The following is a 13983-nucleotide window of genomic DNA, read 5'->3' on the forward strand; positions in this document are numbered from 1 at the left end:
GCATTATCTAAAAAAAACTAACTCAAAAAAACAATATTAATAAAAAAAAGAAGGAAAAAATAGACAAAATAGAAAAAACGAGTAATAAGTTTGAGTATAATTAAATAGAAGAACTGCTTTTAAAACAAATACAGAAGAATTAGCATTAAAAACAAAAAATAGCTGTTTTTTCTGCAAAATCAGGCACTCAAACACTGTATTTTAATGGGTTAAGTTTAGCAATATTAAACGAAAAAATGGCTTCTCTTTTTAAAGAAAAGTCATTTTTTAAAGTAGAAATCTTACAACCTGAAAACGTTTTCGCTTTACAAAACATTCCTTAAAATTTTACTAAAAAAATATTTTTTTTAAACGTAAAATCTGACCAATAAAAAAATTAGAAATGTTTTTTGGACACAAAATCCAGAAAAAAAACCTATAGTTATCAACGTGATAGCAATTGAATATTAAATAGTTTAAATCTTCATCATTATTTATCCGGATTCCATCCATTTAAAACCAAATCGCGATTGTATTTTTTAATATCCCCTTTTTTCAACTGATGCGACCAGGATACTCTTTGTGACAAATCTTTTGCGCTTGAACCTTTACTGCCGTATTCTGCATAATAAGCTGTTTTATCTTTATCAGGAAATCTGGTATCAATCCATGCGTTCCAGCCTTCTGGTATGATATGCGAACCAATATCTGTGTTCATAAAAACCGTTTGTGCATAAGGTCTCCACGGTCTTCCTAAAAAAACTTTATCTACCGATTTGTCCTTTGCAGTAAGTTTACAATCTGTAAAAACAAATCCATATGCCTGACCTTGCGGAGTTGAAGCGGCTGTAATATAGGAATTAGTTAAACTTTCAATTGTACATTTATAAAAATAAGCTGTTGCCGCTCCGAAGATAAAATCGGTTGTTCCGTTTATGAAACAGTTTTCAAAGTAAGCGCGGGTATTTTCTTGTGATAAAAATAGCGTATCCTGATTTCCTAAAATATTACAGTTCTTTACAATAACCCGATCACTTTTTATATGCAGTGCCACTGCCTGTCCAACTCTTCCTGCCGTATTTTCAATGGTAAGATTTTCCAGCGTGCAATCGTTTCCTTTAATTAAAAAAGAATACGAAGTTGAAGTTCCAAAAGTCTTTTTTCCAGATGGATCATTTTCACGAAGCGGTTTCCCCGAATAATCATCAAATGAAATAATGGTTTTCTCTCTGTCCGTTCCTTTTAAAGTAATGAATGTTTTAGCAGTCGGAATCTCTAATTTTTCTATGTACTTTCCTGGCTTTATTGTTATTACAACTCTTTTTTCTGAATTGTCCTTGACATTATTTATCGCTTCCTGAATGGTTTTAAAATCTCCAGAACCGTCTTGGGCAACGGTTAATACCAATTTATTATCTAGTGTTTGGGCTGATATTGAAAGTGTTATTAGAAATAAAAACAGAATATGTTTCATAGTATTTAATGTTAGGATTTTTAGACAAAGTTTATCTGTAGAGACGCACCGCAGTGCGTCTACGCCATGTATATCAAACATTGTGGCTACGTTACGTTAGACGCACTGCGGTGCGTCTCTACGAAAAAACAGGAATCTATATATAATTTTAATGCGACATCCAAACCGTCATTTCTCCTTTTCCTTTATTTCCCCATGCAAAATACGGAATCAATTTAACTTGTACAGCCGTTGCATCTTTAGAAGAAAGTGGTTTGTACAAAGATTTATTCCATGAATTATTCGAATTTATAACGGCTTCCGCATCAATGCTTACTAAGTTTCTATTGTTCAATGTGAAATTGTTGGTCGCAAAATTTGATTTCAAATTCAAAGCCACATCATTTACGCTTATTTTCGCAGGAAGTTGGTCTGATTCTAAGCAATATACCAAAGGTCCTCTTTTTACAGCAACCTGATTTTTAACTTCTTCCACCAACGGATTAGCTTCCATTAATTCAACTGGCATCGGGAGATTCAATTCAATTACATCTCCTTTTTTCCATTTTTGGTTTAATTTCAGATAAGTTCCAGAAACGATCTTATCAGTAATTTTTGAATTATTAATGGAAACCGAAGCGTTCTGACTCCAACCCGGAATTCTTAAAAAGAAGTTCTGCAAATCTTTTGACGTTTTTACAATTTTCAGCGTTATTTTTCCGTCCCAAGGATAATTCGTTTGCTGTTCAATTTCGATTTCTTCTCCGTTTAAAAATTTTGTTTTCAATTGATTACTTCCGTATAAATTTACATACAAACCTTCCTTTGAAATATTATATGCATAATTTCCAATTTCGGCAACCGTTCTGGTTACATTTGGTGCACAACAATTTGATAAAGCAATATATCCTTCACGCTCATTTCCCCAACGCTGATGAAATGGTAAATCGTTAGAAACATTCAGCGGATTGTTATACAGGAATTTTTCTCCCTCTAAATCCATTCCAGAAAGTACGCTATTATACAAAGCCAATTCTACAATATCAGCATATTTGGCATCGCCCGTAATTTGAAGCATTCTCCAGTTCCATAAAACGTTTCCAATATTAGCGCAGGTTTCAGTATGTGCCGTTGCATTTGGTAATTGAAAAGGTCTTCCGTAAGCCTGATGAATTTTTTGTACATCGGCAGGATTATAAGACGTTCCGTCTGGTGAAACTCCGTCGTACAATGATCCGCAGCCTCCAGTAATATACATTTTACGATAGGTTACATCATCCCAAATCGATTCTAAATTATCTAATAATTTCTTTTCTCCTGTTTCTGCATATAAATCGGCAACTCCAGCGTATAGATAATTTGCTCTTACAGCATGCCCCATTGCGGTTGTCTGCTGTCTAAACGGAATTCGATCCTGATTATCATCGGTTCCGTCATTTGTTGTTCCGCGAATATCTATTAGATTATTTGCTAATTCTAAGTATTTCGGGTTTTTAGTTGTTCGGTACATTTCAACAATTCCCATATAATGTGACGGACAAATCGCATTTCGAGCCAATTCTGGCGAAGCTTTTTTGTAGAAATCATACAAGAAATCAGCAACGCCTTTTGCGATATTGAGAAAATTAGTTTTTCCTGTGGCACGATAATGAATACAAGCCGCAGTCATTAAATGTCCCATATTGTATTTCTCAAAACCCAATTGTTTTTTCACTTCTTCCGGGCCTAAAGTTCCCCAGCGTTCATCGATTAAAACCGGGGTATGAATATAACCGTCTTTGCGCTGTACTTTCGCGAAAAGCGCAATGGCTTTATCCATTTCGGCATCCAGTTTTTTATCTTTTGTAACGGCATAAGTGGCTGCCATTCCTTCAAAAATCTTATAGAAATCACCATCATGAAACGAAGGTCCTTTAAAAGCGCCTTTGCTTAAACCTGCTGCAATTTCAAAGTTTTTATAAGCATGCGAAATCGAATCGTTATGATACAAATCCCACATATAGGGCAACGTGTTTTTGGTTTCAACATCAAATTGTTCTTTCCAGAAACCGTTTGTCCATTTTACATCTTGTAAACCTACACTTTGCAGTTTTGAATACGGACTTTCTGAATTCGCAACCAAACCTTTATTCTGTGCTGAAATAATACTTGAAATAAGTAAAGTCGATATGATGATTTTCTTTTTCATTTTTTCTTATTGTGATGAATTTGTAACGCTGATGATACGGATTGCCTTTGGCAAAACGCGGATTTATACGGATTTTTATTTTGCCACGAATTACACAAATTTCCACGAATTATTTTTTTACTATACTGCGTAAAAAATTAGTGGAAATTCGTGTAATTCGTGGCAAACTCTTTTTCTATTTTACAAAGAAATTAATCGTTCTGCTCATTGAATCTCCGTCTGTATCTTTTACGGTTAGGACGAAAGAAACGAATCCTTTTTCAACTGCTGTAAACTCAATTTCTTTTCCTTTTAAAACCACTTTTCCATTTTTAAGATCTGAGAACGTATAAACTGGTTTATTTTCATAACCTTTGAAATAATCTGTTGCAATTAAAACCTTTTTCTCTCCCGAATTTACAAAATAATGAGGCTGAGCCAGCCAGTCTAAATAATTATCCAACTGCGTAAATCCGTCTTTATCTGTATCTTGGTTCGCATCTGAAAAATCTCCGGCTTTTGAATTTTCGTTTAAACCAAAAGCTTTTTCCCACCAGTTTGGCAAACCGTCATGATCTGTATCCCAATCTGTCGGACGAGTTTCTGAGGCAAAATTTGGCCATCCGCCTGCATCTTGTTCATTATCTATCATTCCACCTAAACCATTTTTGCTTCCTTTAAAAGTAAACGTTCCTTTTAAAGTTTCATCTATAATTCGGTTATCATGTTTATCAAAAAAAGGCTGATTTACACCAACATCTGAAAGTACATTTTTATAAGCCGCTTTCGCCGATTGTGTTTCTACATAAGAAGGAAAAAATGGCTTGTCGACAAATGTTTCATACTCTACTTTCTCATTATGACTTATAGTTGATTTTCTTCCTTTATCCTGAGATTTCTCATCAAAATAACCCGGCATAATATTTCCGTTAAAATAATAACGCTGCATTCCTTTTCCAACTCCTTCGTGCTGTGCATTTAACGCTACAAATATTTTAGTTGAAGCTCCCGGTTTGTAATAATTATTTACAAAATTTACCTCGTTTGCACCACCGTCTGTAGTTCTCTGTCCCCAGTTGTAAACCACGTTATTTGTGATATCCAATCTTCCTGTATAATAACCATCTCCGTTTAAACCACCGCCAATACTCCAGTTTCTTCCGTAATTATGAGCCAGTAAATTGTGATGAAAACTTCCAATATCACCGCCAATTGTGGCCGCAAATCCGTGCATTTTTCCAACTTCATATTTATCATGTCCCGCCACATTCAAAGCTTCAGAAATTAAAGTTCTTTGCAGCGAAATATGATGCGCACCACGAGAACTAAATGATTCATCAATAGTCCAGCTGATAGAACAATGATCAATAATACTATAATCTGCGCCCGTTAATCCCATTCCGTCATAAGTAGTTCCGCCGCCAATTCTCACTTTTAAAAATCGAACCACACCATCATTTCCTGTCAATCCAATTGGTGCTCTGCTGATCGTAATTCCTTCTCCCGGAGCAGTTTGTCCTGCAATAGTGATATAAGGCTGATTTGCCACTAATCTGGAAGCCAGTTTTATATTTCCCGAAACATTAAAAACAATCGTTCTTGGTCCAATTTCCTGATTTACAGCATCACGTAAACTTCCCGGTCCGTCATCATTTAAATTGGTAACTTCAATCACTTTTCCGCCGCGTCCGCCAACAGCATAACGACCGTAACCTTCTGCTCCCGGAAAAGCTAATTGTGCAGGTTTAAATGACCAGACATTTCCTAAAGTTACCTGACCATTATTATCTACTTCATCCACTCTCCAGTAATAAGTTGTTCCTGAATATAAATCAGAAACTGAATACGATTTATCAGTCAGTTTTCCTTTAAATTCTTTTGAAGATTCTGTTGCATTTTCTACAGCATTTTTGTCTTCACCAAAATACAACTTATGAAATGCCACATTTTTTACAGCATCCCATTTTAAAATCAAATTTTTACTTACTTCCACATGTTCGTCCCTGTTTTTTGGTTCCGGAGTACGTGCCTGATTCATTAAGTTTGGCGTATCAATTTCAAAACCATTAATTACAATCTGTTTTATAACATCTGGATTTGAAGTCGGATCAATCTCAAAACGAACAATTACATCTTTGCCTGCTTCTGCATTAAAAGTGATATAAGCCATCGCTGCATCAATTTTAGCATTGGCTCTTTGGCTTGAATTTACAGTCTGCTCAAGCTTTCCGTTTACATATATTTTTATAGGAGAAAAAGTTTTTCCGGTAATTACATCAAAAGCATTATGAAAAGTCAAAAGCGTATGTTTTCCCGTTTTCAATCCGCTGATTTTCATTTCTAAATTTTCAGCTGTAACTAAACCGTCACTTCCTAATTTATTATAAAACGGAGCGTTCATCCCCACTTTATACCATTTTGAAGTAAAGTTTCCTTTTAGTTTAAATGCTATATTATTAAACGTTTTTTCGGCTTCTTTTTGATCGCTGACAACCCAGGAATCATAACTTACATCATGAACTTCTTCCAATTTTCTTTGAAAAAAATCGAAGTCTACTTTTACAATTTGTTTATCAGTATTTTGAACTGATTGTGCTTGTCCGTTTGCTGTCAAAAGCATAGACAAAACTGCAGCACTTAGTAATTTCTTAATCATTTTATTTGGTAATAGTTAGTTAGTTTAATTTTTTCTTTTTTTCTATTGAAATTCCTAACAGATTTATAATGTCTTTTTTCCTTTGTTCCGGAATTACTTTTAAAAACTTCAATTCTCCATTTAGAAGTTCGGCTTCAATTGTAGTATTTTGTTTTGCATGTAATTTGAAATGAACATTCCAATCTTTTGGCCATGCAGGAAAAAGATAAATTTTCCCATCCGTTTCCTGTAAAAGCATTTCCTGCATGCCAATCATTCCCGATCCGCCCCAATTATGATCTGGAACCCAGTCAAATCCCGGACCCCAAAATGCAGGGAAACGTCGGTCAGAATTTGCCATTTTTAAGGTGTTATACTTTGCTGCTTGTTCGGTTAAACCCAAACGAGCCGAAAAAATATTATCTTGTTTCCATCCAATATGACTTCTGAATTTTAAAGCATCGGGATCGTATTTCCATGTATTTAAAGCCGTTTCTAAATCTGGCTTTCCAATGCCGTAAATTCCCCACGGATAAACAGAATACAATTGCGGAACCTCAGAATTATTAACTCGTTCCCAAGATTTTGCCGGAACTAATACTTTATTATTATCGATTTCTCCGAAGTTTAAAGGCGGAATTCTCGTTTGAAATCCTTTTACATATTCTAATTCTTCTTTTGATAATTGTTCCGAAGAAAGTTCTAAAAGATTATCTGTAATAACTTGTAAAGCCGAAATTGTACTATTAGAATTATACGCCATTTTATAAGTTTCAGCGCCCGAACCCGGATATAAAATTAATTTTCCATTTCCGTCCAAAGCTTTTCTTCCTCGCTGTTTCGCCAGATATTGATAATGCTCATCAAAAAATCGAAGACAGCTTATAATAAACGAATTGTATTTTTGAATGTCTTCTCCTGCATATTCTTTCTGTTGTAACATCATTTGACAGAATTCAAATACCGTATCCCACTCGTATTCCAACCACGCATTATATTCCATTCCAGGATCGTAATCTGCAGGACGTTTCCATTCGTATTCGACAGGATTTGGTAAGCCGAAATTTTCTAATTGTTCTGTAAATGAGGCTCCGTTATGGTTCCAATACACTTTGCTTCTTAATTCGGCATTTTTCTGTAAAGTCAAATAATAATCTAACTGAGATTTCATCATATCAAAATCACCGCTTTTTACCATCGGGAAATAAACCAAACGCTGGTTTTGAGCCGTCATCGTTCCTCCGCCCCAATTCCTGAAATCAGGTGTGAAATTTAAATCAGGATTATTAAAAACAGGATCAACTGTAAATAATCCGCCATTGAATTTTGTTGGATATTTTCCATACGTATTACATCCTAACATGTATCGAAACAACTGATAATTCTGCCCAATTTGGTAAACCGAATCTTTCTCAATCGATTGATTTTTTTGAGTAAAAATAAAACTGCGATTCCAGAAATTATTCCACCATTTTTGAGTGTTTTTTTCTGCTTGTTTTGAAGTGTTTTTATTGGAAGAAATCTGATGCTGCAGTCCAGTATTCCAAGTATTTAAATCAGATTGACTGGTATTTAAATAAATTTCTACTGAATGTTTTTTGGATGGTTTTATGCTCGTTAAATTAAAACCTTTAAAATCTGTCGATTGGTATTTTCCTAAATATGTTCCATCGGGTTTTAGGTTATCGCCCGTCATAAATCCGCCGAAAGTCAAATTCGCAATCGGGTTCAGCATTTGTTCTTTAACCGATTCCATTTTCTGTTGTTTAACTGCGACATCAAAAACAGTATTTTCTCTATTTCTGTGGTAGAATTTAATACCGTTATTTTCAAACGAAACAGAATCTTTATAGGTAATAAGTTCTCCCTGAGGTGCCCATTTATAAGAATTAGCATTGTTTTCTTTTCCTTTAGGATAACGATTCTGAAAACGCCAGCTTTCATAAGAAGCCGTCATTTTAAGCGAAGTTTTACTTTCTAAATCTAAATGGATTATCGGTTTAAAAACGTCAACCCAAAGTTTGATTTTAGTATCATTCTGCCCAACTAAAATATAACCATCTTTTAATTTTAATTCCTGATAAAAACCTTCTTTTTCACTAAACGGATTCGGACTTAAAGTTACTTTTACCCGACCTAATTTTAATAGAGTATTATGTTCATCAAAAGTTCCGCTTCGTGAAAAATAAAAATACAAATCTCCTTTTTCAACCCAGACATTCATACCAATATCACCGCCTCCCAATGGCATCGATTCTGATGAATTGTTGCTTTGCGTGATCCAATTTTGATTATAATTATCGAGCGTAGGAATTTGCGCTTTGAGACAAAGCGTTGTGAAGAGAACTATGTATTTTATGTATTTCAATTTTTACTCTTTTTTAAGTTTTTTTGTCATTTCGACGAAGGAGAAATCTTCGTTGCATGATCGACAAAGATTGTGGAGCTACTTGCGAAGATTTCTCCTTCGTCGAAATGACAAACTAGTCGTTAAACTCGTCATTAATCATTTACAATTCACAATTCATAATTACCATTCGTCTGTTCTAAATGACGAAACTGGCAAACCGCCTGCACTAAACAATTCCGCTTTGGCGAAATCTTTCCATAAATAGCGAACTGCAACTGGATTCTTTACTTTATCTGAAGTTAAAACCACTGATTTTCTTCTCACAACCGTTTTTGCTGGATAGAAAACTTTATCTGCTCCTGCTATTTCAAAACCTAAAACCTCTTTGTCATAAGACGTAATTCCGTTTGCAACATCATCAAAAGAAACCGTTACGGCACCATCTTTTATTTCCATTGATTTGTATTTCGGACTTTCGAATTCGAAACCTTCAATTCCGTACGTTCTTGCCAAAGCCTGAAAAGCCAGTCTATTTCCGCCTTTTTCTTTATCCATAGGATGAATATTATTTTCTTCTCCAATGTCCATTAAAACAGCCATTCCTGAATTTGGAATTTCCTTTGAAGCCTTAAACTGTGCTTCTCTCAAATAAGCCGAATTGTATTTTTCTAAATAATCTTTTGGATGAAATGAAGCATAATTAAATGGTGCAATCTGGGCGAAATAGAAAGGAAAATCTTCCTGGTTCCACAATGTTCTCCAACTACTAACCATTTTCTTCATTAAAGCAGTATATTCTGAAGCTCTTTCGTAATTCGATTCTCCTTGATACCAAATGCAACCTTTGATTCCGTAACCAATTACAGGCGAAAGCATTCCGTTAAACAAAGTCGTCGGAACACGGTTTGGGTCTTTTGCTAATTCTTCTTTTGTGGTTGGAATTTTAGCGCTTGCAAAATCTTTCAGCATTTCCTGATTCATCCACGCTTCCATACTTGAACCGCCGTAAGAAACATGAATCAACCCAACAGGAACATTTAAAACTTCCTGTAAAAGCGATCCAAAATACCAAGCCGTTGCACTAAAATTTGAAGTCGATTTTGGAGAAGCTTCTTCCCATTTTCCTTCAAAATCTTGCAATGGTTCTAAAACTGTCGCTCTTGGAATCGTAATTAAACGAATATTTTTATTGGTTGATCTTACGATGATTTCGTTTCCGTTTTTAACAGGCTGACCTTGGAATCCTTTCAACGGCATTTCCATATTGGATTGTCCAGAGCAAAGCCAAACTTCACCCAATAAAACATTTTTGATGGTAACTTTTTCAGTTCCTTCTGAAACTTCAATCGTATATGGGCCTCCAAAAGAAGAAGTCTGTAATTCTGATTTCCATTTTCCTGAAGCGTCTGCTTTTACTTTGTAAATTTTAGAATCCCAAGAAGTTTTGATTACAATGTTGGCGTTCTTTTCCGCCCAGCCCCAAATTGGTGCGTTTGATTTTTGCTGTAACATCATGTTATCAGTAAACAAAGCTGGCAATTTGATTTTGGCATTGATTTGAAAACTGGCTAAAATCGCTACTAATACAATAATTGATCTTTTCATTTTTTATTTATTTTTTGCCACAGATTAAAAGGATTAGAAGGATTTTTTTCGCCACGAATTCACGAATTTTTCTTACTTCTGCACCCTTTAATATATGGTTATTTTTTTTTCAATTGCCTCCAGCTTTAGCTGGAGGTTAAAAATATTCGAACTTGTCGGGCTTTAGCCAAACTAATTATTTGGCTAAACCCCTTATCTATTTATCTTATGAAACCTCCAGCTAAAGCTGGAGACAATTGATTTCTTTTTATTTTTCCAAAAGAAATCTTTTTAATCCTTTTAACCTGTGGCTAACATCTATTTCTCCTGTAAGATTATAACCGGCCCCAATAACCCCGCTTTTAACAACGGTTCTCCTTCTAATCTAAATGGCGCTGTTGTCCAAGTCAATCTTTCTTCTTTTGGCAATTTTTGATCGCCAATTAATCTATTTGCCCAAGTATTTGTCACTCTAATTTCTATTGAATTTTTTCCTTTTTGCAAAGCTTTTGAAATATCAGTTTTAAAAGGGAAAGTCCAAAGCGTTCCACAATCTTTTCCGTTGATTTTGATTTCAGCGATATTTGCAATTTCACCTAAATCCAACCAAGTTTTATTGGTATCTTTTCCTTTCCAAATAAACTCTTTTTTGTAAACTACTGTTCCTGAATAATACTTAATCTGATCATTATCTGAAGTGCTCCAATCAAAAAGTTTGTTAGTTTTCACCACTTCTTTCGGACCTTTAAATTCTGGATCAAATTGTAATTCCCAGTTTTCATCTAAAGTCTGAACTTTTTCAAATTCAGAAGATTTTCCTTGAGCCAAAATCTCTTTTGTTTCTCCTTTAAAAATCACAAAACCAGATTCGTTGGCATCTAAAGCTATCGAAACAATTGTTCTTCCGTTTTCTAGTTTCCAATTAGCTAAAGCCAAAGTTTGATCAGTTACGGGATTGTACCATTGCGGTACTTTCCCAGCTATTCTAAAAGAAGCATCAAATACTCTTTTTTCATTCTTTTGATTCGAAAGGAAATATAAATCTTCACTTTCTGATTTACGATGCGCCCAAGCCAATGTTTCAGAATCAGCTCTATTTAAATTTGGAAAATAAACATCTTGAGCAATTCCGATAGAAGTAAAATCATTTCCTAAATATGGCAGTTTTACAACAGTACCTTTTCCGATTTTCCATGAAGACGAGTTGGCGTTATTCCAGATTTCATCAATTATAATCTGCCATTTCTTTTGATCGGCTTCTGATTGAATTCCTGGCTGAATATTTGTTTTTTCATCCACAAAAATCGTTGCTCCATCTTGTAGCAATTGCAGGATTTTTTCGGCAGAAGCCAAAGACAAAATCTTATTCGGTGCCATTTTATGACTTCCTGGAAAGAATAAAGCACTGTATTCAATTCCACCTTCAAAAGTTACTTTTCCATTTACCACTTTCGCTCTGTTGATTAAAACATCAGCATTGAAAGAATCATATTGATAACCATTTAACGGATTAATCCACTGTGATAAATCGGTGATATTTTTAGAATAAGTAACTTCTTTTGGCATTTTAGCCGTTGGCTGACCTTCATTTTCTAAACGGATTTTCTCTTTTTCCAATCTTTCATTTCCAAACACATTCGGAATAAATGGCACCAAACGATCCGGCGCAAAAGAACGGGAAGGAAAATCTTCGCCAATAAAAGCTGCTAAGTCAATTACAGGTTTCCCTTTTTGCAATTGAAACTGTACTCTTTGACAATAATCAAACCAAGCTTTTCCGGGTTTCCACCAAGTTTGGTCTCGTTGGAAAAAAGTTCCGATATCGTCTAAAGTCATTCCCGGTTTTCTATCTGTCCAAGGATTATGGACAAAAACGTGATAGAATAAACGGTTAATTCCTAAAGCGTAATTGCGGTCTGCCGTCGTTTTTAAGTTTCCTGGATGTTCGTCCCAATCCATTCTCAGCGCTGTAAAAGATTCTGCCTGAATAATATCTTTTGCATAAATATGTCCGCCCGAAATAGCATCGACCATATCAAAAGGTTTGTCGTGGGTTGGGCTTTTCAGCCAAAATTCTCCACCTGGATAATCGACATATTTATAATGCAGCAAAGCATCACTCATCATTGTTGGCGCGACGTTTTCTGAACTTAACTTAAGGTTATATTCTTTTGCAATTTGAGCGACAGTTCCGTAGAAATTATCAGCTACTAAATCAGCAATTGTTTTTCGAACATCGTATAAAACTTTCTCTGAAAAATCGGCATTTTCTACGGGAATTCCAGCCATAACAGGAAGATAATCTACAAGATCGTAGCCACGCCTCTTTTTAAATTCAGCCTGAAAAACCGAAGACCAGTTTTGGCTTCCGCATTCCCAGCTGTCAAAATGCAGAATTTCCAGAACTTTTGAAGCCAATTCTGGACCAGCTGAACGAACTGCTTCTCCAAACCAATGATCTAATTGAAAACGAATTAATTCTGGATTAAATTTGTCAACTTCCAATCCTTTTCCTGCTCCGCCCGTTGCATTCTCATGCCCTGTAGAAGTATGTCCCATTCGGATGATTTTCCATTTTCCTTTTGGCGCTTTCCACTTTAAGTTTCCATCGGCATCAACAAAATTGGAGATATTGATAATTTCTGATTTTTTGAATGCATCAGAATTTGGAATTTCTTTGTCGGTAGTCTGCGGAGTCAAACGCCAAATTGCGCCTGATTTTCCTTCGTAATTATTAATCAACGACTGATTCGAAAGTGTTATTTTACTCACTTTCAGATTCTGTTTCCACTTCGCAAAATCCAAATCTTCTGCACCTGGTTCTGTTCCTTTTGGATCATAAACGAATCTGAAATATTTTGCTGTTACTGGCGTAATAGTATGTGTATTCGGGAAATCCATATCCTGCCAACCGTGACGTGGTGCAATCATTCTTTCGTGGAATCTAAAATGAATTCCGTCGTCACTCACTTCTACAATCAGACGCTGTGCCTGAAAATCTCTTCCTTTGGTTTCTATTACAATAGATTTGCAGGTAAAAGGCTGTGCAAATTCGTACTGAATCCAACCTGCATCGGCAAATTTGAAGTTTTCATCTTTTTTAGGATCAGCCAAAAACGATCCATCTGTGTTGTTGGATGTCGTTACTTTTGGCAGTTGTATCTGCGAAGTAATTTGGTACTCTTTTATCGGAATCGCAAAAGTGGCAATGTCTTTATAATAGTCTTTGTAATGCGCGGGAACTGGCAATTTCGAAGTAACTTTTTTTCCTCCTAAAATTTCATTCGTCGACCAAACTACTTTCTGCATTGACATTTCTGGTGTAATCCAAGGCCCGCCAGCAACGGCAAATCCGTCAGCTCCATGAAAAGCTAGTTTCAATCCTAAACGATCGGCTTCTTTGAAAGCCCAATGAATCATGTCCCAAAATTCAGGTGTCAACTGTAAAACTGGCGGATCTAGCAACGGCGGATTTGCTGGGCCTTTAATGGTCATTAAATAAGCGCCCGCAATTCCAGCTTGTTTCATAGCTCCTAAATCGGCTGTGATTCCAGGTTTAGAATACGCCGATTTCATCCAATACCAATACACCCAAGGCCTTGAGGATTCTAATGTCGGCTGAAAAGATTCTTTTTTATGGATTTCCTGTGCCGAGACGAAGCTCGCCAAAAGGAGAATAAAAAAGAGGTGTTTTTTTTGAAACATTATTCTTTGTTTTATTTCGTTTGTAAACCCGACAGGTTTCAAAAACCTGTCGGGTTTGATATATTATTTGTTATTATAACATAGCCAATAGTTTCAACCATTGGGACGTA

At 35.5% G+C, this 13983-nt stretch carries 6 protein-coding genes; all 6 read right to left on the reverse strand.

Annotated features, from left to right (window positions below):
- Nucleotides 1-469: 469 nt before the first annotated feature.
- Nucleotides 470-1453 (reverse strand): pectinesterase family protein, encoded by a 984-nt coding sequence (locus FLAPXU55_RS03570; protein WP_180856607.1) that lies wholly within the window; start codon nucleotides 1451-1453, stop codon nucleotides 470-472.
- A 148-nt stretch (nucleotides 1454-1601) separates the two neighbouring features.
- The gene (locus FLAPXU55_RS03575) at nucleotides 1602-3620 is read right to left on the reverse strand and encodes an aceric acid hydrolase (protein WP_180856608.1); all 2019 of its coding nucleotides are present in this window, start codon (nucleotides 3618-3620) and stop codon (nucleotides 1602-1604) included.
- 175 nt (nucleotides 3621-3795) lie between these two features.
- Nucleotides 3796-6255 (reverse strand): pectate lyase family protein, encoded by a 2460-nt coding sequence (locus tag FLAPXU55_RS03580; protein ID WP_180856609.1) that lies wholly within the window; start codon nucleotides 6253-6255, stop codon nucleotides 3796-3798.
- Between the two features lie 19 nt (nucleotides 6256-6274).
- Entirely contained in the window at nucleotides 6275-8602 is a 2328-nt protein-coding gene (locus FLAPXU55_RS03585) for a DUF5703 domain-containing protein (protein WP_180856610.1), read from the reverse strand.
- 162 nt (nucleotides 8603-8764) lie between these two features.
- Nucleotides 8765-10189 (reverse strand): sialate O-acetylesterase, encoded by a 1425-nt coding sequence (locus FLAPXU55_RS03590; protein ID WP_180856611.1) that lies wholly within the window; start codon nucleotides 10187-10189, stop codon nucleotides 8765-8767.
- A gap of 297 nt (nucleotides 10190-10486) precedes the next feature.
- Nucleotides 10487-13873 carry a glycosyl hydrolase gene (locus FLAPXU55_RS03595; protein ID WP_180856612.1) on the reverse strand — a complete coding sequence of 1129 codons (3387 nt, stop codon included), beginning with the start codon at nucleotides 13871-13873 and terminating at the stop codon, nucleotides 10487-10489.
- Nucleotides 13874-13983 lie beyond the last annotated feature (110 nt).

It is taken from the genome of Flavobacterium panici (assembly GCF_903819335.1).
GTDB classification, from domain to species: Bacteria; Bacteroidota; Bacteroidia; order Flavobacteriales; family Flavobacteriaceae; genus Flavobacterium; species Flavobacterium panici.